The sequence below is a fragment of the Bradyrhizobium sp. USDA 4503 genome (assembly GCF_054055815.1).
Genome location: NZ_JBSRXS010000001.1, coordinates 2,524,995 through 2,548,436 on the forward strand (window position 1 = coordinate 2,524,995; position 23,442 = coordinate 2,548,436).

General features: G+C 59.5%; 16 protein-coding genes and 2 tRNA genes. 8 read left to right on the forward strand and 10 right to left on the reverse strand.

Annotation, left to right across the window (positions count from 1 at the left end):
• Nucleotides 1–4: 4 nt before the first annotated feature.
• Nucleotides 5–175, forward strand: a complete 171-nt coding sequence (locus ACVMIH_RS12345; RefSeq protein ID WP_456862016.1) for a peptidoglycan-binding protein — start codon at nt 5–7, stop codon at nt 173–175.
• A 235-nt stretch (nt 176–410) separates the two neighbouring features.
• Here ACVMIH_RS12345 and parS read toward each other — a convergent pair whose 3' ends face one another.
• The gene (parS, locus tag ACVMIH_RS12350; RefSeq protein WP_456862017.1) at nt 411–890 is read right to left on the reverse strand and encodes a type II RES/Xre toxin-antitoxin system antitoxin; all 480 of its coding nucleotides are present in this window, start codon (nt 888–890) and stop codon (nt 411–413) included.
• A gap of 432 nt (nt 891–1,322) precedes the next feature.
• Between parS and ACVMIH_RS12355 the strand changes: the two genes are divergently transcribed.
• Nucleotides 1,323–2,330 carry a hypothetical protein gene (locus ACVMIH_RS12355; RefSeq protein WP_456862019.1) on the forward strand — a complete coding sequence of 336 codons (1,008 nt, stop codon included), beginning with the start codon at nt 1,323–1,325 and terminating at the stop codon, nt 2,328–2,330.
• Nucleotides 2,327–2,959 carry an alpha/beta hydrolase family protein gene (locus tag ACVMIH_RS12360; RefSeq protein WP_456862021.1) on the forward strand — a complete coding sequence of 211 codons (633 nt, stop codon included), beginning with the start codon at nt 2,327–2,329 and terminating at the stop codon, nt 2,957–2,959. The genes ACVMIH_RS12355 and ACVMIH_RS12360 overlap by 4 nt, the downstream gene beginning before the upstream one ends.
• Nucleotides 2,960–3,151: 192 nt before the next feature.
• On the opposite strand, the gene ACVMIH_RS12365 is transcribed toward ACVMIH_RS12360, so the two are convergent.
• From ACVMIH_RS12365 to ACVMIH_RS12385, 5 genes are all read right to left on the reverse strand, one after another.
• Nucleotides 3,152–12,685: a calcium-binding protein gene (locus tag ACVMIH_RS12365; RefSeq protein WP_456862023.1), complete on the reverse strand. Its 9,534-nt coding sequence runs from the start codon at nt 12,683–12,685 to the stop codon at nt 3,152–3,154.
• A gap of 30 nt (nt 12,686–12,715) precedes the next feature.
• Nucleotides 12,716–13,279: a DUF5625 family protein gene (locus tag ACVMIH_RS12370; RefSeq protein WP_456862025.1), complete on the reverse strand. Its 564-nt coding sequence runs from the start codon at nt 13,277–13,279 to the stop codon at nt 12,716–12,718.
• A 284-nt stretch (nt 13,280–13,563) separates the two neighbouring features.
• Nucleotides 13,564–14,475: a response regulator transcription factor gene (locus ACVMIH_RS12375; protein ID WP_456862027.1), complete on the reverse strand. Its 912-nt coding sequence runs from the start codon at nt 14,473–14,475 to the stop codon at nt 13,564–13,566.
• A gap of 822 nt (nt 14,476–15,297) precedes the next feature.
• On the reverse strand, nt 15,298–17,040 hold the full coding sequence (locus ACVMIH_RS12380) for a hypothetical protein (RefSeq protein WP_456862029.1): 1,743 nt from the start codon (nt 17,038–17,040) through the stop codon (nt 15,298–15,300).
• A gap of 226 nt (nt 17,041–17,266) precedes the next feature.
• Nucleotides 17,267–17,473 (reverse strand): helix-turn-helix domain-containing protein, encoded by a 207-nt coding sequence (locus ACVMIH_RS12385; protein ID WP_456866462.1) that lies wholly within the window; start codon nt 17,471–17,473, stop codon nt 17,267–17,269.
• Between the two features lie 359 nt (nt 17,474–17,832).
• On the opposite strand from ACVMIH_RS12385, the gene ACVMIH_RS12390 reads away from it, so the two are divergent.
• Entirely contained in the window at nt 17,833–18,291 is a 459-nt protein-coding gene (locus tag ACVMIH_RS12390) for a hypothetical protein (RefSeq protein WP_456862031.1), read from the forward strand.
• 15 nt (nt 18,292–18,306) lie between these two features.
• Here ACVMIH_RS12390 and ACVMIH_RS12395 read toward each other — a convergent pair.
• Nucleotides 18,307–18,392: transfer RNA gene (locus ACVMIH_RS12395), tRNA-Tyr, on the reverse strand.
• Between the two features lie 309 nt (nt 18,393–18,701).
• Here ACVMIH_RS12395 and rlmB point away from each other — a divergent pair.
• Entirely contained in the window at nt 18,702–19,526 is an 825-nt protein-coding gene (gene rlmB / locus ACVMIH_RS12400) for a 23S rRNA (guanosine(2251)-2'-O)-methyltransferase RlmB (RefSeq protein WP_057019616.1), read from the forward strand.
• Between the two features lie 60 nt (nt 19,527–19,586).
• Here rlmB and ACVMIH_RS12405 read toward each other — a convergent pair whose 3' ends face one another.
• From ACVMIH_RS12405 to ACVMIH_RS12415, 3 genes are all read right to left on the reverse strand, one after another.
• Nucleotides 19,587–20,009 carry a hypothetical protein gene (locus ACVMIH_RS12405; protein WP_194295396.1) on the reverse strand — a complete coding sequence of 141 codons (423 nt, stop codon included), beginning with the start codon at nt 20,007–20,009 and terminating at the stop codon, nt 19,587–19,589.
• A 95-nt stretch (nt 20,010–20,104) separates the two neighbouring features.
• Complete coding sequence (locus tag ACVMIH_RS12410; RefSeq protein ID WP_057019618.1) at nt 20,105–20,578, reverse strand: hypothetical protein; 474 nt, start codon at nt 20,576–20,578, stop codon at nt 20,105–20,107.
• A 365-nt stretch (nt 20,579–20,943) separates the two neighbouring features.
• The gene (locus tag ACVMIH_RS12415) at nt 20,944–21,684 is read right to left on the reverse strand and encodes a sulfite exporter TauE/SafE family protein (RefSeq protein WP_057019619.1); all 741 of its coding nucleotides are present in this window, start codon (nt 21,682–21,684) and stop codon (nt 20,944–20,946) included.
• Nucleotides 21,685–21,878: 194 nt separating this feature from the next.
• Here ACVMIH_RS12415 and ACVMIH_RS12420 point away from each other — a divergent pair, with 194 nt between their 5' ends.
• From ACVMIH_RS12420 to ACVMIH_RS12430, 3 genes are all read left to right on the forward strand, one after another.
• Nucleotides 21,879–22,349, forward strand: coding sequence for a hypothetical protein (locus tag ACVMIH_RS12420; RefSeq protein ID WP_456862033.1), 471 nt, complete (start codon nt 21,879–21,881; stop codon nt 22,347–22,349).
• 162 nt (nt 22,350–22,511) lie between these two features.
• Nucleotides 22,512–22,586, forward strand: a tRNA-Thr gene (locus ACVMIH_RS12425).
• 588 nt (nt 22,587–23,174) lie between these two features.
• Entirely contained in the window at nt 23,175–23,432 is a 258-nt protein-coding gene (locus ACVMIH_RS12430) for a hypothetical protein (RefSeq protein WP_028335372.1), read from the forward strand.
• Nucleotides 23,433–23,442 lie beyond the last annotated feature (10 nt).

Genomic DNA, 23,442 nt, shown 5'->3' on the forward strand with positions numbered 1-23,442 from the left:
GGTTATGCGTGTCCAACTGGAGCTGAAGGCGCGCGGTCTGTTTGCAGGCGCAATTGATGGCAGATTGACAGACGAGTTGCGTAACGCATTGCGAGCGTTTCAGATCGTCAACAGGCTGCCCGAGACTGGCACGATGGACAACACAACTCTCTCAAGACTTGGGATTGTCTATTGAGTACGCAGAAGCGAGATCGACGTCACGATGGCGCAGAGTATTGACCTCATCTTTCAAGCGCAAACCTCGAACCAAGAGCAATATTGCTCGTGTAGAACCCAGACGGACATAGCGATGGCGAGAGAATCGGACGAAGAACTCTTCTTTGAAGGCTACGAGGCCGGATGCAGCCTCGAACCATCCTGACGACGACGAACATCTAGCTTGATTGGAGAGACTGCCGTTTACCGTGCCGTTAGGCATAGACGGCATACGCAAGGCGTTCGAGGTGTTGTTGAACGAGATCGATGCCGACCGGCGTGGCGAGCAAATCGATCGGGCGGCGCTGGTTCAGACCGATAGCCGGACGCTCGAGCCACTGCTCTGCTTCCTCCTGCGAGCCTAACACGCCCGTGGCCTTGGCCAGGATTTCTGCGAATTTCCAGGCCCTCCCGCTTTGTTCCTGGCTGAGCGACTTCGCCGGAGCGCCCTTGCGCCGCAGAAAAGCGCGAAGGCTCACTCCTATGGCCTTCTCCAGCGAGTTCGTCTTGTGGATCACGAGGAGGCCCTGGACAAGGTGGTTCAACGCGGATTCAGGCAGTCCGTTCACCAGCAATTCGTGGACGTCCAAGGGGCTCGTGATGTGACGCGCCAGGATGCGCGGCCCGCCGAGCAAATCGGCTACGGACTGCAAATCATTGCCAGGTCCCTTCAAGACCGATTTCTCGGCGGCCATGTTTTGCCCTCCGATACCAGCACCCTGATGCGTATCATTCGTCGCTGCGATGGCGAGCTCGCGGCCGTCGCAATAGATGGAAGCCCATTCACGGAATTACGCCCCTGCTTCCAGCTCTCTGAACAATACCACACCGCAATTACAAGTAGCTCGCCCCTGTGAACAAGTGGGACCGGCGGGGGTAGTCACCTACAAAATCTTGCGCCACCCCTCTTGTTCCAATACTAATTATACCCACCTGATTCGCAATTTTGGTTGAGCTTGGCGGCTCAATAAGAAGAACAAAATGAGTCTTCTGGGTTCGTTCTCATAGGGGCATTTATGTCCAGAAGCGACCGTAAGTCGCATGGCGTAAAGGGTTCGAGTTCAAAGCCTAACCTTCCTTGGCGGCCATTTAGTGAACGGCCGACAGGCATCTGGATCGACGAGACGGTGGCGCGGATCAAGGGGACCGCCCAGCCGGAGCTTATCGAGTCCCTGTATCGAAACCAGATCCCCAAGGACGCCCGGTTTCGCGTCCTCAAGCATCTCATCACCGTAGACGGCACCAAGCGGCCGGAGGGCGATCACTGCCCCTGCCCGATGTGCACGCCGAACCGGTTCCTGACCGGCTCGCTGGTCTGGTTTCCGGACCTTCAGTTCTGCGCCTTCATCGGCAATTGCTGCGCTAACGATGATGTTCAGGCCGAGGCCGAGAAGGAGCGCAAATGGCGCGAGAAGCGCGACAGCGAGGAGAGCTATCTTCTGGAAGCGCTGCCGCTGGTTGGCCCCAAGCTGATGGTCCTGGACACCCTTAAGCAGGTGGCATTTGAGGCCATCAGGGCCTACCGCAAAATCCGTAACACCCTGCCACAAGTCCATGACCAGCTTCGCAAGATGAAGCAGCAACACGGCGGCGAACTCACGTTGACCGAGATCATTCGGGACGAGTCACAGGAGAACAACGACGACTATTACGGCCCCTCAGGGTTCAAGGGACGCGGCAAGGACGGCATTGAGAGTCGTGATCACACTTTCGGGACGTTCACCGGTCATATCGCCGTCCACAAGGACTACAACCCGACGAAGGAGCTGGACGATATCCATCGGTCACTGACTTCGGTCGCGTCCGACTCCTACGGCCAAGACGCGCTGGATTTTATCGTCGGAATGTCCGAACAGCAGCGCCACGCAGCGGTGGTCATTCTGAGGGATGCCGAGGCAAAGATTGTTAGGTTCAAGGAGAGGCTACAGGATCTAACTCTCTTCTACACCCGCGCGAACGCAGACAAGTTCAACCGGTTCTTCACCCACGAGCTCAACAGCATCTACTACAAGGTGGAGTACACCACTGTACGAAATCAGCCGACCCTGAGATTCAAGAAAGGGTCCAGTAGTTACGATCTCATCCGGGGATCTTGGGCAGAGAAGCTGGAGTTCGACTGGCCGAAGCATTCGTGAAGGCGGCCGACCGCGAGTGGGGTGGCCGCATGCACGACGACTTGATCGATGCCGTTGATTGGGCCGTCAAGCAGGGTATCGCCGATCCAAAGCGCGTCGGATTCTATGGCGGCAGCTATGGCGGCTACTCCGCGCTGACGGCCGCGACCAAGACACCCGACGTATTCGCCTGCATCGTCGATCTCTTCGGCATTTCCAACCTGGTGACTTTTATGGCAACCATACCTCCTTACTGGAGATCATGGTTCAGCATCTGGAAGAAGCGCTTGGGCGATCCCGACACCGAGGAGGGGCGCGCGTTTCTTGCTGAACGATCGCCGCTTAGTCATATCGACCGCGCCCCGATCCTGATCGCGCAGGGCATGAAGGATGTTCGGGTCGTTCCAGCCGAATCCGAGCAAATGGTAGCAGCACTCAAGCAGCGCGGGATTCCGGTTACCTATATAACGTTTCTCGATGAAGGCCACGGCTTCGCACGACCTGAGAACAAGCTGGCTTTCTACGCGGTGACCGAGGCTTTCCTCGCCAAACACCTCGGCGGCAAATATCAGCCTGTTGAAGCGGATTTAACCGGCTCGACCCTCAAGGTCGAAACCGGTGGCGAACTTATACCCGGGCTGTCGGGGTAGACACTCCACACCACCCGCAACTGCCACTCATCGCCTCCATCGCGGGCCTGTCGTGCTGGCACATCGCGGTCGCGACGACGGCTGGACGCGCGTATCCATAAAACCTCATCGATGTCCATTTCGCTGGAAACGATTGACCTGCCAGAGTAACCAAATCGAACAACGTTTGTTCAGGATCGACGTTGTGCGAATCTACACGATATGAAAATCGGCTTGGCTTAGCGTGGCGAGATTCACATTTTTGAGCAGGATGCTATCCCCGGCATCGATACTGATCAAAGTGTCGCTGCCTGAAGCTGTAGCTGTGGCCAGGGCCGACCCGGCATCCGAAAAGAGCCCATCACGAAATTCGATCACGTCGTACCCCGGCGTGAAATCGGTCACAGTGTCTTGCCCCAGCCCGGCGCGGAAGACGAACGTGTCGTTTCCGGCTCCGCCGGACATCACGTCATTGCCCTCACCGCCCGCGATAGTGTCGTTCCACGATGAACCGGTCATCGTGTCGTTGCCAGCTGTGCCGCGATACCAGGCGTTCGCGTTGATGGTCTGCAGATTCCACGAGCTACCGTCCGCGAACTCGAACTTCTCGATGCCCCAATTGGCGCTCTGGGAATAGAACTGCTCATCGATGGTGATCGTCTGACCGTTTGAATTCACGGTCGCAACCAGATTGACGCCAACACGGCTCACTGTCAGGTCGTCCGGATTGATGTCCGTGAAGCGAAGGACGTCGACATCGACAATTGAGCCGGACTCATCGTTGATGTAGTCGTTTCCGTCGCCCCGCGAATACACGTAGGTGTCGCTTCCGGCACCGCTGTTGAAGGTGTCATCGCCAAGCCCACCCTGGAACGTATCGTTCCAGATGGTACCAGTCAGCGTTTCGCTGCCAGCCGTGCCGCGTATCCACCCGGCGGAGTTGATTGCCGCAAGCCCCCAGGTCTCGCCGTTTGCGAACTCAATCTTCTCGATGCCCCAGTTCGCGGACGTCGAATAGTACTGCTCATCGATCGTCACCGTCTGACCATTCGAATTGACGGTCATGACCAGATTCACGCCAACGCGGCTGAACGTGAGATCCGAGGCATTAAGGTCGGTGAAGTGGACAACGTCGACGTCCGTCGTCGAGCCCGATTCGTCGTTGATGTAATCGTTGCCGTCTCCCAGGCGATAGATGTACGTGTCGCTGCCCGGGCCGCTACTGAAATTATCGTTGCCGAGATCACCGAAGAAGATGTCGTTCCCGCTCGATCCATTCAATTGATCGTTTCCAGCCGTGCCGCGGATCCAGGCATTGGCGATGATTGCCGCGAGGTCCCAGGACGTGCCGTCGGCGAACTCAACCCTTTCGATCCCCCAATTCGCGGTTTGCGAATAGAACTGGTACAGAACCGTGATGGCCTGTCCCGTTCCGTTGACGGCCATGATCAGGCTTGTCCCGGAGCGATTCAGCGTCAGATCTGACGCATTCAAATCGGTCAATTGGAGCACATCGATATCGACCGTCGAGCCGGAGTCATCGTTGATGATGTCGCTGCCGTCTCCGCGCCGGTAGATGTAGGTGTCGCTTCCGGCGGTGCCCCTGAGGGTATCGTTGCCGAGGCCGCCGACGAAGGTGTCGTTGCCACTCGTTCCGTTCAAGGTGTCGCCGGACGACGTGCCGCGGAACCAGGCACTGGCGGTGATCGCCGCGAAATCCCACGACGTGCCGTCCGCAAATTCAATGCGCTCGACGCCGCCACTTGCGTTGAACTCATCCTGAACCGTCACCGTCTGGCCGTTGGCATTGACCGTGGCGATCAGGTACGTACCTGAACGCGAGAAGCTGAGATCCGACGCATTGAGGTCGGTAAAGCGAAGCACATCGACATCCGGCGTTGACCACGATCCATCGTAGATGGTGTCGTTGCCGTCGCCGAGCCGATAGAGGTAGGTGTCGCTGCCGGCGGCGCCATTCAGGTAGTCGTTGCCCAGGAGACCGAAGAAGATTTCGTTGCCCCCGGTCCCGCGCAACGTGTCATCGCCGGATGTGCCTCGGAACCAGGCATTGGCGGTGATCGCTGCGAAATCCCAGGATGTGCCATCGGCAAATTCAATACGCTCGACACCGCCACTTGAGTTGAACTCATCCTGAACCGTCACGGTCTGGCCGTTGGCGTTGACCGTGACAATCAGGTACGTGCCTGAATGCGTAAAGCTGAGATCCGACGCGTTCAGATCGGTGAAGCGAAGCACATCGATATCCGGCGTCGACCACGATCCGTCGTAGATGGTGTCGTTGCCGTCGCCGAGCCGATAGATATACGTGTCGCTGCCCGCGGTGCCGTTGAGATAGTCGTTACCCAATCCGCCGAGAAATATCTCGTTTCCGGTGGTGCCACGCAATGTGTCATCGCCGTTGGTGCCGGGAACGAATGAAGCCGCTTCCAGAATCTGGTTGCGGTCCCAGCTCGCTCCGTTCGCGAACACGATCTGCTCGACGCCGCCAGTTCCGTTGAACTGGTCGACGACCTTGAGCACTTCGCTGGTTACAACGATGGTGATTAACAGGTCACCGCCGCTGCGCCGGAAAGTCACGTCCGTGGACGTCAATCCAATCAGGTTGACGACGTCGATCCCGTTATCGGTCGACGTTTCGTAAATCGTGTCGTTGCCCGACCCGGCGCGGTAGAGATAGGTGTCGCCGCCATTGCCGCCACGCAAATCGTCGTTGCCGCCCAGGCCATCGATGACGTCGGCTGCGTCGGTGCCTCTGACGGTCTCACCGGAGGCCGTGCCGGTGATCACAGCCGCCGCGACGATCGCCGCCTTGTCCCATATCGTGCCGTTCGCGAACTGGATGCGGCCGATCCCCCAATCATCGGTTACGGTCGTAAACTGTTGCTTTGCCGTGATCGTCTCGCCCGAGCTGCGAACCTTGATCACAAGGTCGTTGTCTCTGCGCATGAACGATAGATCATCGACGTTGAGATCGGTGAAGCGCAGCACATCGACCTGGTCCGGCGCGTTGGCCCCGGTGTTGATCGTGTCGTTGCCATCGCCGCGCGAATAGATGATCGTGTCGTTACCGGCGCTGGCGTTGATCACGTCGTCGCCGCCGCCGAGCTGCAGAACGTCGTCGCCCGGCGTGCCCACCACCGTGTCGTTGCCAGCCGATCCGAACGTCACGGCGTTATGGATGATCTGCGTCCGGTCCCACACGGTCCCGTCGGCGAAGGCGATCTGCTCCACGCCCGCGGATGACACCCCAAACTGGCCACGCACGGTCGCGGTGTGGCCGGTTGCAAGGATCCTGATAACGAGGTCCGTGCCGCTGCGCAGGAATTGCACATCGTCGCTGTCGAGGCCGACCAGTTCGATCCTGTCGGTGCCTTCCTCGCTGCCCTCGACAATGACGTCGTCACCGATGCCCTGACCGATGCGATAGGTGTCGCTGCCACCATAACCGCTCAACGTCTCATTGCCGGCACCGGCGATGAAGATATCGGCGCCCTGACCTCCAGTGAGCGCTTCGATGCCGGTGCAGCCTACGATCAGATGATTGTCCAGCCGCCCCAAGATGTCAGCGCGGTTCCATGTCGTGTTGTCGGCGAATTTGATCTCCTCGAGCCCGACGCCCGACGCAGTCGACAGTTGATCCTGGAGGACGATAGTCTCGCCATTCGCGAGCAGCAGCACCACGTCGGAATTGCCCAGCGACGAACGCGCGACAACCACCTGCGACGGAGCGATCCCGGTGCCGAGCACGAGCCGGTCGGTGTCGACAGCACCACCGATATCGATGATGCGGTCGCGGCCGTCGCCGCTGTTGTAGCGATATTCGTCGGAGCCGCCGGCGCCAACGAGCCGGTCATTGCCCGCCCCGCCGATCAGGATATCCGCCCCCGAACCGCCGGACAGCACGTCGTCCCCGGCGGTCCCGGTGTAGACCTTGACCTCGTCGAGGATGTTCACTGCGATCGTCGTCGTCAGCGACAGCCCGTCATCATCCGCGACCTTGATGGTGAGCTGATGCTGGGCACCCCGCTCGTAGTCGATGACAGCGCTGCTCTTGACGCGGATTTCGTTGCCGACGATCTCGAAGAAGTCGTCGTTACCGACAATGCTGAAGCTATGCGCCCCGATATCGCCGCCATCGACCGCCGACAGCGTCGCAACCACCGTACCTGGGGTGGCATTCTCGCTCACCAATCCGCCCGTCACCGTGACCGCCGTGGGCGCCACGTTGTCCAGGCGTCGGAATTCGAAATTGTCGGCGGTCAGATCGGTCAGCAAGACGTTCTGCAATGTAAGGCTGTCGCCGCCCGCCAGCGCAACAACGACGTCCGAACCAACCTGGCTCGCCGCTGCGAGAACCGAGGCGTAGCTTGAGAACACCGTGCGATCAAACCTGATCACGTCGTGGTCCGTGCCGGTCCCGGCCACGAAATCGGTGATCGTGTCGGAACCCGAGCCGGCGCCGAGGACAAAGACATCTGCTTCGGTTCCGCCCGTCAGCACGTCGTTACCCGCACCGCCGATCAGCAGATCCGTTCCGAGACCGCCGCTCAGCACATCCGCGCCGTCGCCGCCGTCGAGGACGTCCGCCCCCATGCCGCCGGTCAGATTGTCGTCGCCGCTTCCGCCGAGCAGGATGTCGTTGCCGGAGCGGCCATCGAGGGTATCATTTCCGCCGCCACCGATGAGAACGTTGTCGCCGGCATCGCCCGAGATCTGATCGGAGAACGCGGTGCCGGTGATGTTTTCGACCCGGGCCACCTCGGCAACATCGCGCCACGTCCCGCTCGACAGGTCGCCCTGGTCCCTGGTCCGGACCTCCGCGCCGTTGGTCACAAGATCGACCCAGGCGGCGGCGCCGAACCCCGACAGATCCAGTGTGTCCGTGCCGACGCCGCCATCCGCGGTCACGAGATCGCCGGGAGCGCTGACGCTGATGATCAGCCTGTCGTCGCCAGCGCCGCCATAGAGCAGATCGCTGCCGCCTCGCCCGTCCAGGGTGTCGTTTCCGGTCTCGCCATAGATGTTTTGCGAAGTCCACGCTCCGATCAGCGTATCATTGCCCCTGGTGCCGACGATGAACGGGCTCATGCTCATGGCGACACTGAGGATCGTCTGACGTCCCCACTGATCACCATTGGCAAACTTGATGGCCTCAAGCCCCGTGCCCCCGGCCTCGCCGAGGCCGTCGATGAACTGGCCGAGCACGGTGATGGTTTCGTTGGTCGACAGTATCTTGACGAGCAGGTCGTTGCCCGAGCGGGTCAGAATCACGTCGGAGGCATCGATGTCCCTGAACAGCAGAACGTCCGTTTCCTGCGACGCAAACACATTCTTCGACTGCTCGCTGATGACATCGTTGCCATCGCCCCGCGAGTAAACGAACGTATCACTGCCGCTCCCGACATAGTCACCGGAATAGATGATGTCGTTGCCCTTGCCTGCCTCGACTGTGTCGTCAAACGCGCTGGAGAGCTGGATGGCATCCTTGCCGTCGGTGCCCCTGAACCAGGCTTGCTGGCGGATTTGCTGCCGGTCCCAGACGGTCCCGTCGGCAAACTGGACCCGTTCCATGCCGACGCCGGTAGCGGTGACGCCATCGCGAAACTGGCCAACCAGCGTGATGACATCGCCGGTCGCGAGAACCTTGACCAGCACATCGTCTCCGGAGCGGGAGAATTCGAGATCCGCAACGCCGAGGTCAGTGAATTTCAGCATGTCGACTGATAGCGGCCTGAACGCATTGGTGGTGCCATCGTTGATGATATCGCTGCCGTCACCGCTCTTGTAGATGAAGGTGGTGTTGTTCTGTCCGCCCAGCAGCACATCGTCGCCCTTGCCGCCTTCAAACGTGCTGGAGTCAACGCTCGAGTCACTGAGTACGTCGCGGCCATCGGTTCCGCGAACCCAGGCGGCCTCGCGGATCTGCTTTCGACCCCACTCCCCGTCGGCGAAGCGGATGAACTCCAACCCAGCACCGGCAGTGTCGCTGTCGGCACTTCGACCGACGAAATGAGAGGCGACCGTGATGATGTCGCCGGTCGCCTTGATGCGAATGAGAAGATCGGAGCCGGAGCGGGAAAGCTCGACATCTGACGAGGCGATATCGGTCAGAACCAGAGCGTCGTTCGTGTCGGGCGCATTGACGTTGCTCGTTTCAAAGATGATGTCGTTGCCGTCACCGACAGCATAGATGTAGGTGTCGTTGCCGGAGGCGCCCGCCTGGGTGGCGTAGAGGACATCGTCGCCGGATCCGCCGACGAACGTGTTGTTGCCAAGGTTGCCAAAAATGTAGTCCTTGCCGCTCCCGCCGGACAGGTAATCGTCGCCGCTGCCGCCGTCGATAAAGTCCATACCCGGACCGCCATAGATCGCGTCGTTGCCGTTGCCGCCATCGATGACGTCGTTACCGTAGCCGACATTCTCGTCCATGAAGTCGCCGAACAGGATATCGTCGCCACCGCCGCCGCTCAGGACGTCCTGATCGCCACCGGCAACGAAGATGTCGTTGCCGTCTCCTCCGTTGAGGAAATTCTTGCCGCCGCCGTTGAAGGGATTCGGCTGATACTGTCCCGGAATACCGAGCATGCCGCCTGGACCACCATAGGCATACGCATTCCAGACATCGTCGATCCCAGACGCATGTTGTCCAGCGATGTTGCCGCTATGGCCGAACTCGTCGACAAACATCGCCCACACCAGGCCCAGATACTGGATCGAAAAGCTGGACACTTCGGGCTTCATGCCGAGATATTCGGCACCGGCGTTGTGCATGATCTGCAGCCGGTCGATGGAGCTGCCATCGGCAAACTTGATGACGTCGATGCCATATCCGTAGTCACCGGCTCCGGTGAGCAGATCGGACACACCGGCGAAGAAGCTCTGAACCGTGATGATCTCGCCGGTCGATTTGATGGTCAGGAGCAGCGTCTTGCCCTGATAAGAATAGGAAACGTCATCCGTCGTGACATTCTGCAGCCAGAGCGTATCGACGTCGGTCGAGCTCGACATTGAATCAGTTATCTGGTCGTTACCGTCTCCCTTGTTCCAGACATAGGTGTCGCTACCGGCCCACCCATCAAGAAAATCGTCGCCCTTGCCGCCCTCGATCGTATCGTTCAGGTTGGACGCAGTGATGCTATCGCTCTGATCGGTTCCACGATACCAGGCGCTCTGCTGGATCTGGGCCCTGTTCCAGGACTCGCCATTGGCGAATTTGATCTCGTCGATACTGGGCGCGTACCTGTTCCAGTCGCTGTCGAACGGAAAGAAATTGGTGAAATCGATATATTCGCCGGTCGCCTTCACGGTCAGAACGAGATGCCAGCCGACTCGCGCGAGCTCGATGTCGTTCGAATTGAGGTCCGTCAGAACCAGCCTGTCATGATCAGCGAGCGAGTTGGACGAGTCGGTGACGACATCGTACCCATCGCCCTTGCCGTAAAGGATCGTATCATTGCCGCCGCTGATCTGGATGGAATCGTCGCCGCGCCCGCCATGGATGACATCATCCGACGACGAGTCGCTGATCTGGTTGCCGTGACCGTCCCCCTGGAAGACGCTGGCCCCCTTTATTTGCGTACGATTCCATTCCGTGCCATCGGCAAAGCGCAGGACCTCAATGCCTTCCCCCGAGAAGAAGCTCTCGACCACGACCGACTTGCCGGTTTCGGTGATCTTGATCAGGAGATCGTTGCCAATGCGCACAAAGCTGAGATCAGCGGAGTTGAGATCGGTGAGTACGAGCTTGTCGCTGTCTGTTGCCGGGCCGCTGTCCTTAATCCAAAGATTGCCCTCATGCTTGTAATAGACGTAGATGTCGTTACCGCCACTTCCGTCGACCACGTCCCCACCACCGCCGCCGAATACAACGTCGTCCGCGTTGGTGCCATTGATGGCTTCCGCGGACCCATGCCCGAGCAAGGCTGTACCGTCCACAATATGGACCGCAACGCCGAGCACGACCGGGTCCGCTATTGCCGCCAGGTGAGGCAGCACAGTCGCCAAATAGGCAGCACGATCACCGCCGAATGCCAACTGAACGATCCCATCAAGACCAATTAGAGCCTTGGAGAGATATTCGACCGCACCTCCGTTTGCAGCCGGCGCAAAGGCCGCAATGAAGTCAATAACCGTGCCAATATTGAACGGTGTAGTTGGTTGAGCTTCATCTGGAGCATACGTATTGAAATCAAGCATACTAAAATAGAGAAACGGACTATTCACCATGTCGTTCGTCACGACACCGCGTGCCGCCAAACTCCACGGAACTTGAGCGAGGAACATCAATTCCAACGCGCTCGCAATTTGCGAGAACGCGGCTTCGACATTTGCCCCGGCGTCCGACTCACTTGGAGATGTGGTCCACTCCTCTCCGTCGACGATCTCTCGATAGGTGTTTCCGTAGAACTTTTCGACAAAAGCGAGATGCTGCGCATCAACAAACCGTCCCCGGCTCCCGGAATCGATTGTCGCCACACCGGCCCACTGCAACAATAGAGATTGGAATGCTTCCCGCAATTCAGTTCCGGTCAATGTCGCAGCATTGTCTGCGAGCGCCGTCCACGAGACACGGAAGTCTGCGTCGTTCGTCACCTTGTAGGCGATACTGTCGATAAGGCCAGACCCTTGCAACAAAGGCAGCTTATCGACCCCGTCTCCCGGGGTAAAATCGGGCGTATGATCAGCGACGGACTGCTGACCGTCGGTCTGGAAATAAATGGACTGAACGGTGCCAATCGAACCGTCGGCACGAATGAAGTTAGCCCCGAAGCCAACGTGATGCCCCTGATTTGTGCCATCTACCGGTTCGCGCTGGAGTGATATCGAAGCGACGCCCGTTTCAGTAAGCGTTTTCAGTTCCCCTGCGTCGGTGATTCCGTTCTGGTTTAGATCGCGCCAAATTCGCAATTTTGCAAAATCAACGTCTTGGGCGTCGATTTTGCCATCACCATTACTATCGAGTTTCTCGAGGACTGCGAATCCATCTTGGGTAGAAGACCCGAAGAGCTCGAGACCGCTGTTAATAACCCCGTCGCCATTGTAGTCGATTGCTAAGATTCCGTCGTCAGCAGATATCCATCCGGTCTTCTCAGCGAATCCGTCACCATTGTAGTCAAAATGGACGGAGGAGTCGGACAGTGATGAGAGTTCGATCCCATCGCCATCGAGGTCAAGGATGAGCGGATCTCGCTTGACCAAAAACAATGGCGAGGCGACCATTTGCGCCATGATCAGACCAAACTTCTCGCGGAACGGCTCAAAATACCCGCTGTACTCGATGCGAAACAGCGAAGTGGAGACCCACCATTTGTTGAGCCACCAATCTGGAAGGAGCACGCCTTCCCCGCCCCATCCAGCCCACCAACCCATGCCCCAATCTACCTGTCCGAGGGCATTGAATACAAAGTCTATGCAGCTGTTATAGAGCCCATCATATTCCATGGAGAACCCGTGGTCCCCGGGGTTCTGCACAAAGTCCTGCAAGGTTTGGAATTGCTGCTCCGTCAGCGAAATTGTCCGATCGAACGACGTCGAGCTGTAGACTGTGCTGTCATCGTGTCTTACGACACCGTCCCAGTGAGGCTTCCCATCGACGGACGGATGAAATCCGTAGCTCGTCGTCACGCCTGCGGAATCTGTCAGCTCAAGCCAAATGTGTCCCACCACGGACGGGCCGTGCGCCGTTTCCGTACCGATGGGCGCAATTTTGACAGTAAGCGTAGCCATGGTTGATGCCTTTGTTTCCCAGTGAAACACTCACGCAGGTGGTGCGTTCAGTTCGAATTCGACACGAAAGGACCTCAGGGCCGGAACGTCCCTCAGTGGCGTTACGCTGATGAAGTAGGTACCTTCATCCAAAGGGAGCACCGCGAGGCCTCGACCGAGGTAATCGGCCGCCGTCATCAGACGTCCATCTGAATGTATCGTCTGGTCCGATAATTCGTGCCCGCTTTGGTTTCGAACGACGACGCGAACTGTTGTCGGCATCTCGCTCACTGGCTGTGTTATCTCGCCCGGCGCAACATGCCGCGTGCCTATTAGGCGCTCGACTACGGACCGCTCTTCTTTGCTACCGAAGTAGACGAGAAGGTTCAGTTCATAGTTACGACTGCTGGTAATTCGAGCCCTGAATTCTATCGGCACACCTTGCTCCAGATGTGCTGGCACGCGCAGCGGCGGAATATCGCCGTATGTGGCGCCAATGTGGTGCTCGCGAGGGGCAATACCTAAAAGCCAGCTTACCGCAATCTCCCAGCTCTTCACGCCCACTACAACGAGAGCTACGGAAGCAATGATCGCTGCAATGGCGAGCCGCTTCATCTTGTTGGCCTCAACGCCCACTGATTGTTTCTAATAGGCGCAAGCTCGCGCCTGGAAGCGGAACCTGAACGTATCGTAGTGAAACGAAGAATTTCCGCTTCATTAGATCGACAACACTCCAAGCGACAGCGATAGGGCTGGAGATTTTCATCCGCGACGCCCAGTTCATTTCCAATGGCCGAAGTCTAGAGATCGATCCGTTCATCGCCTCCCGCCTTTGGGTTATGCCTGCCCAGGCGTCAGTTCATCGCATTTTTGTGGATTCTGGCGATAGCACGTTCGTGCTATCTCATCTTGAGAGCAGCGATTAGCTGACTTCGTCTACTGATCCCCAGGCGAGCGTATATCGCCCTGAGATGATTTCCGACGGTGTTGTCGGAAATTGAAAGGCGCGATGCAATTTCCTTGTCGGATAAGCCTTCGAGAGCAAGATTGACCAGCTGCCGCTGTCGATCGGTTAATCCGAACCTTCCGACCTCCGAACCAACCATCGGCTTTGTGGCTAGAAATAATGTATGCACGATAGGCGCAATCAGATTCAGCGACGCCAACGTGCCGCCGGGTGCTGCGTTTGGTACGCCCGAGAAGCTGACATATGTCCCCGTATTGACGAACGGGTCCACCACTCCATGCGCCGCGACGGTCCCCAGTTGGAAGCGCTGAATTTCGTCGCGCTCCTGTTGGCTGGTTGGAATCGGATTGCCAGCTTCATCGAACCCGCCGGTCGCATCGAGAATGAAGGCCTTACGATTTCCGACCCACCATGCGAGACTGCCCCGCTCAGTAAGGTCGAACGTTCGCTCTATGCTAGCGAGGAAATCAGGGGCATAGCCACACGACAACAAGGAGCGAATTTGAATCCGTCCCCCCGACAGGTCACCATATGAACAGATGAACCGCTCAAAGGGAAAGAACTTGCGCAGCGGTCCCTCAAGCCATATCCGAACGTCTGCCTCGGTAAAGGGCCCGGTTGGAAGCGCACTAAGCGCTCGCATCCATGCTCCAAGATCTACATCAAAGTGTAGAACCTCCGTATCCATCGCTTCTAGACCAATCGGCAACCTGGTTCCGGTCTGCACCTCGGACACGATGCCTGCGCCGACGTGGCATCGTGATCCAAAATCTTGGATAGGCTTCGTCCCACCGGTTTTTGAAGATTCGTCTTCGAACAGGTGGGATGCAGGAATCTCGACCATCCGCACGCCGGTCCGCCATAGGCGCGAGGCATACTCGCGTCGATAGTCAAACGTGCGACCTAGCCGAAGCCCTGACAAAGACAACGGTAGCCTGCAATTGGTAGAAGGTGCTGCCGCACGTTGCAAACGGTTTCTTTTGTTTCTCAATGGAGAAAGCACGATGCTCAGGCAGGATGGATGCTACCGCTCAAGTGTCGACGCACTCCGCGATTCAAAAAAACACGTAATCGACAGGTTTTCCGATTATTCTCCAGTGAGGCAAGCCCCACGAGACTGACGGGATGCGACTCGCCGCGCCAAGACTGCGACAGTATGGCGCAGATCCATCAGTTAACTCAAACTTTCCGACATCGCTTTGCGATGCGTCTCACCAGTCAAACTCACCCGGTTCCGCGCGTCAGAGCACACGACGCACGGCCGCCGAACAAGCTCTCTCCACACCGATAGGATTGTCCCGCCCTGCAGCCACCCAGCTCCACGGAGCCGACAGACCACGGCAATGATACCACGGATGTCCGCGCAGGCAGGACCGAAGGAGCGGTGAAAGTTCGAGGCGCATAGGTCTCAAACGGCTAACGATATGAGTATCAGCTAAGGTCGCCGCGCTCGGGACTCCGGCGGTGACGCGAGATATGCGCAACTGTCGACGGGATCATCGAGACCCGCAACGGAGGGCACTCTTGAAATGGCACATGCGTCGTACCGGTAAAGACGCCCGGATCATTAAGCTGCCGCACAAATGCGATACGCATCACGCCGTTCGGCGAAACTGATGATCGATCTCGGTGGTCTCAAGGTGCCCGAAGCACCTCGTGTCAAATGCTACCGCCGCCGTTTGAGTACATTCCTGGCGAGGTCGACACACTCTGCGAATGTCGCTTTCGACACGCAATAGTCTCTTGGCCTGAACTTCCTACCGCTCGATCCCAGGGGATATGGTGAATTCAGGAAGGGATGCGCAGCACCTCCCAAGATCGTGGAGACCTCCGCCTCGAGGGCTGATCGCCATCCCTCGATTTCCCTGACCTTTGCCCATTCGCGAGCGCGTTTATCCACCTCGTCCCGCAAGAGGCGGAGTGCCTGAAGTACTCCGTCCTCTCCGGAAATTGCGGTCGCTAACGGCGTCATCCCGCGGAGATGCGGATGCTCCGTTCCAATCCAAGCGGCCCACTCGTCTCCGTGCGCCGTGGCATTGGATCGGAGTCTTTCCCCTCGCTCTTCGGCGGCTATGCGTAAGGCTTCCGCCTTTTTCTGTTCCTTCGCCTCGGCTTCCAGTTGCCGTGCGTTCATTTGGCGCTCTTGCTCCCGGTCAACCGGCAAATGAAGTGTCTGTAGAACTGACGGCCCCTTCCGGAACATCATCGCCTCGATCTTGCGAAGTGTCGCAATCATCTTGTCGAAGTTGTCATCGTCAGCCTCAATCGCGCTACCGAACGATAGCCCCCCCTCCTGAGGCAATGTAAGCCAAGCGTCGATGGAAAACTCACTTCGTTCGTGATCAGGCAGAACCGCCAGTATCTTATTGATGCGTTCGAAAAGGTCCGTTCTGCGGGATTCCTTGCGCTGATCGCTTGCACGAAGACCGAGCAGCCTTTCAAACACGCTTGTTGACAGCGAATATGCCCGAATTTTCTGGAGCACGCCCCGATCGACGAGTTCATCAAGATACGCTTCGATCGCGCGATAGGGACTGCGAAATTGATCATTTCGCTTGCGCGCGGCGTCCTCGAGATCGGGATGGACGTAGTCGAAAACGGCTCTTATCAAGCCTCGCTTCTTGAGCCATTCGAAAATTGCTAGGTGCCGATAAGAGGACCGTTTTGCGTCCGCTGGAAGGAAGGTGCGGAGGACCCGATACTGCCATTCCCGCTCAGTTACACGAAACGCACCGGCGCCGCCCACCGCGCACCCGATATGGGACCCCAGTCCCATTCGAAAGAATTCTCCGCCCTGATCGAATGGTTTGACCTTGCGACCAACCAACTCATTCAAACCGACGTCGTACCGCCGCAGACAATCCGCAACTTCATTCTCGAACTTGCGGCGTCGTGCGTCCTCCTTCGCAAGATGTCTCGCGCGCATGGCCTTCAGTTCAGAGTCAATTTTGGGGTGAAAGAGCCAAATGCGCCTCGCCTTCTCGATAACAGCTTCTTCAACCTCGGACCGCGACGCATCCCTTGGAAGACGTGACAGATCGATCTCGACCGCAGCGATTCCTTGGTTTTTCAGTTCGATGCGCTTCAATTCGTCGCACGCGTGCGTCACGTAAATTTCGACCAGCAGGCGGTGTCCGTCGCGCTCGACATAAAGATCCGGCACCAGATCTTTGAGATGCCGCGCTTCTTCGACCGCGTTGTCGAATAGAACGAGCCGCCTCCGATGAAGGATGACAGCCTTACCGTTGAATTCGGCTCTGACCTCGGGAACTACCAGCCGACGCTCTGTCGAGACGATCTCTTTCGCGAGCTTATGCAATGCTGTTTCCGGCGCATTGGCACACGCATACGAAGCCTGATGCCCAAAGTGGTGGACATTGTCGTCGCCTTTTCTTGCAATGAGCGGCACTCCACATGCGGGACAAGTGCAGCGGCAGGCGAAGCCTCGCTCGACCTCGGAAACATGTCGAATCTTGCCAAAGGCATCAATGCCGTAGACAAGTTCGGCAGCGCCGTAAGATGGGGTTGGGGATCGACGCGAGTGGGGCACTGATTGAAACGATACGAAATAGGAAGGCTTGCCGCTCGGGAGTTGGCTTAACGGATTCCGGCGAGCTCAGTCCTTCAATGAAGCGTCAAGGAATCGAGATCCCTTTCGGCACAAGCCCATCGAACTTAAATTGAATACCTTCTGACTCAATCGTTCGCTGCAGACTAGCCAGAGTCCCTGAGTATGGCAGGGACTTTTCTGTCTCGTAATCCGCAATTGAACTCTTCGAAACTCCGGCACGCGCGGACAGATCATCCTGGCTCCACCTGAGCCAGGCCCGTGCCGCCCGCAGCCGCTCGCCCGCGAGGCGTCGTACCGAAGCCTAGCCCCAAATTCTTCCAAAGGATTTAGTCGCCTCCACTTCACCCTCAAATCAAATCCGACGGAGGGATTCGCGCGTCGAATCCCACTCCGTCCTGCTTTGGCCTGAGGTCGCTCGTCTCGTACTCACTCTTGGGGAAATCACGCATGTCGGCAATCGCTCACAAACTCGGTTATTCCGAAAACATCCACCAGCATACAACGCGAAGAGAGCAGACGCCAGCAATCGTTCCCCTGCCAACTACGTTGTTCGAGTCGCCCGCCAAGTGGTGGCGAACTCGCGCGCCAGGTTCGTACTCGAGAACCGACCTTCGGCGCCTGCGAAGGACATTGATCGAGATTCAAGCGATCTCCGACAAGGATTGGCCGACCGCGATCCGAGGCAGTGCGACCGCCAGCATCGCGGTCTCCATCCGACAACTGAAGAAGCACGTGATCGGCGCGGTCGAGGTCGATGCTGCTCTTTCCGCTGTGCTGGCCTGCGCCATCGAGGGCGATATGACCTCGCCCGTCATCCTCTCATCCGCGCTGCGCCGCCGGTCAAAAATCGATCCGAAATGCGGTCGCCTCGTTGAGCTCTGGCAGGGCGCGAAGGTTCCGTCTTTCAAGGATTCGAATACACAGTGGACACTCCTCATTGGTCCAAGGATTCGAATATCGGTGGACAACGTCTCACTGGAGCAAGGATTCGAAAATGCCATTGCGGCCTTTGACCCCGCGCTGACCCAGCGCGCTGGGTCAAGCGCGAACGCCTTGCGAAGCAAGCTAGGGCAAAAAATACACCAATGATTTCAATTAAATATATGGTGGGGGAGGCAGGACTCGAACCTGCGAAGCCATGAGGCGGCTGATTTACAGTCAGCTCCCTTTGCCACTCGGGACACTCCCCCGTCCAACAGCATCAGACCGGCCGCGCGAGTGGCGGCGGACCGGTCATCGAAATGACGCTGATAACCGGCCGACCCGAAGCGGGTGCGCGGTCGGGCGCGTTTATGGGGGAAGGCGGTCCCCAAAGTCAACCAAGCCAGCCATCTAATTGGGATACTTTTGCAGGCTCGGGCGATCTCTGTTCCAAAGTAGCGAGTCTTGCGGCTAGATTCTTGTTTTGTCGCGCTTTCTTCACGCGAACCGGACCCCCACTTCGCTCGAAAACGCTGTGTAAAATTGCCAATATTCAGGAGCCGTGACACAAGCCTCACATGAGCGATCGCGACCGCAAACCCAATTTCCGAGGCAAGGGCGGTAAGCCCTTCCAAAAAGGGCCGAAATTCGGCCGCCCGCCGGCCCGGCGGGAACGCGAATCCGGTTCCGACGGGCCGGTGATTCTGTATGGCTGGCACACGGTGTCGGCCGCGCTTGCGAACCCCGACCGCCATATCCGCAAGCTTTACCTCACCGAGAACGCGGCCAAGCGCCTCGCCGACGAAGACATCGCGACCCGTGTCACCCCCGAGATCGTCCGGCCCAGCGAGATCGACCGGCGCCTCACCCCCGATGCGGTGCATCAGGGCCTCCTGGCGGAGGCCGATCCCCTGCCCTCGCCCGGCATCGACACGCTGGCGCTGGAGGGCATCGTGCTGGTGCTCGACCAGATCACCGATCCGCACAATGTCGGCGCCATCCTGCGCTCGGCCGCGGCGTTCGCGGTGAAGGCGATCGTCACCACCGCCCGTCACAGCCCGGAGGCGACCGGCGTGCTGGCGAAGTCCGCCTCCGGCGCGCTCGAGCTGGTGCCAATGGTCACCGTGCAGAACCTGGCGCGCGCGCTGAACGAGTTGAACGAGCGCGGCTTCCAGACCGTCGGCCTCGACAGCGAGGGCACCGAGGATCTCGGCAAGGCCGCGCTGCAAGCGCCGCTCGCGCTGGTGCTCGGCGCCGAAGGCAAGGGCTTGCGGCAATTGACGCGCGAGACCTGCCGCCTCGTCGCCCGCCTCGACATGCCCGGCGAGATCAAGAGCCTCAACGTGTCGAACGCCTGTGTGCTCGCGCTCTATATCGGCACCAGCCGGCTCGGGCTGATGTGAACGACAAACGCCCGCTCGCGTGACGCGAACGGGCGCTGATGTCTCGAACTGACGATCGGATCAATAGTAGCGGCGCAGCACCGGATGGCCGTAGCGGCCGTAGCGATAGCCGTAGTGCGAACGATAGCCGTAGTGATGGCGGTAACCGTAGTGACGGTAGCCATAGCGGCGATAGCCGTAATACGGGCGACCATAGCCTTCGCGGTAGTACGGACGCGGTGCCCAGTTGCCCGGACCGGTGTAGGTCGGTCCCTGGTTGACGTAATAGTATTGCTGCGCCGCGCTGGGATAAGCGGCATCCGGGTCGGGCAGACGTTCGACGGCGCCGTAGCCGTAGCCGCCATAGTAGCCACCGCCACAACCACCGCAGCCGTAATTCACGACGGGCGCGGAATAGCCGCAAGGGTTGAAACCGCACGCCATTGCGGGCGCGCTCAGCATGACGGCCACCGCCGCAATCAGTCCTTTGATCATTTGACGCATTACTCTCTCCTGTAGGTCTCTCTGTTCGTCGCGTAGCTCTTGATGGCTATTCAGGACCCCCGTTTCGCGGGGCTCTTGATTTCGGGCAGTCGATGTCAGAATCCTCGGGGTCGCGGTGGCCGCGGGAACGGGCGCGGCAGCGGCCGCGGCCCGTTGAACTCCGGCGCGTAGATCACCGGCGGCGGATCGACCGGCACGTTGGACTGTGCCGGCAGCGGAGCCGATTCCGCGCCCCACGATTGATGGTAGCTCTCGGCCGGCTTGGGCAGGCGGCGGTTGGCCGGCGGCTCGATCTCGAGGCGGCCGTAACCCGGCATGCGGCCGAGGCTCGGATAATAGTGGCCGACATTCGGCTGGGGATCGATCGGGCGGCCGCCATAGACGGTCGGCACCATCGACTCGTTGCGAGCGAGCCCCATCGCGCTTTCGACCACGGCGTAGGAGGCGTCGACGCCGTTAATGATGATCGGCACGCCGGGCCGCACCGGCACGACAATGTCGAAGCCGCCGCCGGCCAGCGCCGTCGAGCTCATCGCAGCCAATATCGCCAGCGCAAGACTTGCGCGCATGTTCACCCAGCGTCCCGAATTGTTCTACCACAACCTAATCCAACGGCTTGGCGGAAGGGTTAAGGACGCCGGCCAAACTGCCGGTAAGCCTAACGCGTAAGCATCGGCATCCGGTCAATGCGGCCGTGCGGAATCAGAAATCGTTAACGGGCGCCGAAGTGCCCTCTCTCCCCGTTCTTACGGGGAGAGGGTTGGGGTGAGGGGCTCCGCGGATACGGTGATAGCTACGTTTACGGAGAGTCCCCCTCACCCGGAACGCATCTGACGATGCGTTCCGACCTCTCCCCGCACGCGGGGCGAGGTGACGCAGACTCTGTCGCTCAAATCGACGCAACGTCATCTTGCTTCGGGAAGCCGCCTACCCGTCAGGTGAAGGCGTTCTCGACGATCGCGTGGACGCCGATCGCGATCGTGACCGCGCCGACCGCCATTTGCAGGCCGCGATTGGCCCAGGTCAGCCAGCGCGCCGAGGCTGCGAGCGGCACCGCGATCACGCTGGACAGCACGCCCATGCCGATCATGGAGCCGATGCCGAACAGCGCGACATAGCCGAGCCCGATCACCGGACTTGGGGCCTGCGACACCGTCAGCACCAGGAGCGCCGCCGAGCCGGCCATGCCGTGCATCAGGCCGACCAGGAGCGTGCGCCAGCGGAAGCCGTGCGCATGGCTGTGCGCGGCGCGGACGTGCGGCACGGTGGACGCACGCGCCACGGTGGACGCAAGCGCCACGGTGGATGCGGCTTCACCGGCATGGCTGTGGGCGTGGAAGTGCGTCGTGCCGTCGCCGTGCGAATGGGTGTGGAAGTGCACGCGGTCGCGCCACAGCCGCCACCACACATGCGCGCCGAGGCCGACCAGCATGATACCGACCGCGGTCTCGATCGGCTGTGCGACCGTTTCCGGGATCGCGCGCCCGAGCAGGATCGCGGCGCCGGCAAAGATGAACAAAGTGAGCGTGTGGCCAAGTCCCCAGGTCAGCCCGTGCTTGACGATGTCACCGACATGGCTGCGGCGGGCCGCGATGCTCGATACCGCCGCGATATGATCCGGCTCCAGCGCATGCTGCATGCCGAGCAGAAAGCCAAGACTCAAAATTCCGAACATCAATCCCCCGCGTCGGCACCGACATCAGTCCGTTCACCGCTGTACACGCAATTCTCGTCAAAGGCAGCATGCTCCGGAACGCATCATGCGCACGAGCCTGGTGAACTTCACACTGCTTTGAACACAGGGCAAGGCCGCGCTGGAACAGGCGCGGCACCGCGAGATTAGCTCTCGACGACGAGAGGAGATTTCGCATGACACAATTCAAAATCCTCGGCGCAGCAGCCCTGCTCGCCTCGGCGCTGGCGAGCCCGGCGATGGCGCAACAGACGATCGGCACCCCCGCGCGCTGCTCGAACGCCTGGCCGGACGCCCGATGCCAGGCGACGGCACCGGCCACCACCCGCACCGCCTATCACCAGCGCATCGATCGGCGGGACCGAGGCTGGCAGGGCAGCTACAACCGCTATGACCCCGGCCCGTTCGCGCCTGTCGACGCCGCGGCCCGCGTGGCCGGTGGCGTCGTCGGCGGCGCGGTCGGCACGGCGGCTGCGGTCGCCACCGCCCCGTTCGGCGGCCCCGACTATGCCCGCGCCCCGATCGGCGGCGCCGAATATGCCCGCGCCCCGATCGGCGGCGCCGAATATGCCCGGCAAAACGGCTTTGTCTGCACCCCCGGCACCTGGTTCCGCGGCAGCGACGGCCGCCAGCATCCCTGCCAGTAGCTCAGCTGATTAGGCCGACGGCGCAAAAGGCGGCCCGCGGGCCGCCTTTTGCTGTCGGGCCGATACGGGGGCGCGATCGCTTCTCGCCTGCTCGGTTCAAGCCTTGGTTCTGGCTCTGGCGCGCCAAGTCTGCTATTCGAGCGCGCAAATCATTCCCAATTCGCCGGCTTAGCTCAGCGGTAGAGCAGCAGTTTTGTAAACTGAAGGTCGGGGGTTCAATCCCCTCAGCCGGCACCAATTGGCTTGGATTTCCGCTGGCTTGGATTTCCGCCATCTGGCCGCCGCGACACAGCTTCAGTCTGCCGAGATCGACCGTCGACCGCAGCAGCCCCGCCAGCTCGCAGGCGAATACGGCAGTTCCGAGCATGGGGAAGCGTGCTTCGACGCTGCAGCGCTGTCCAGAGCATGCTTCTTCGATGCCGACGCCGAAGCAGTCCGCTGCTGCAAATCCCTTGATGACCCCGTGAACGCCGACCGTCCTGCGGCCGATGCTGCCTTCAAACCGAAGTGCCTGGGCATCGCGTCCTCCATCAGATATGCGCGGCCTACGCCGCGTCGTTCCCGGTGCGATTCGAACACGTCGTCGCGATTCAATCAAAGCGCATCGCCTGATTGCCCACAATGTACAGAGCGAGCCGTAGTATTCCGGTCGCCGGGAGTGCCACGTCGTCGATCGCGCTCACCGCTAGCCAATGCAACGACCCTGCGCTTCGCAATGTTTTGCAGGAAGCGCTAGCGAGAACGTTGAGTCATCTCGCAACGACTACTTGTGATTTTGTTCCCGCTGGCTATTGTTCCGGCACTTTCATCTTTGGGAATTTCAAAATGAAGATTGTTTTCTGCACCGCGATTGTCTTGTCCACACTGGCCGTCGCTCCGGCGAGCGCCAGGGAGCGCAATGACAGCCCTCACTCCCAGGCCTGCATGGCCAAGAACGGCTTCAATCTCGATATGTGGCGCGCGCACTCCGCAGGCACCGACGCGCAGGTCCTGAGATACATCCAGTGTCGGGATCGGGTGTCCGCAGCACAGGCCAAGGCGATCGGCATTCGCGACCATAACTTCAGCGCGGGCTATCGATGATGCTCGAGGG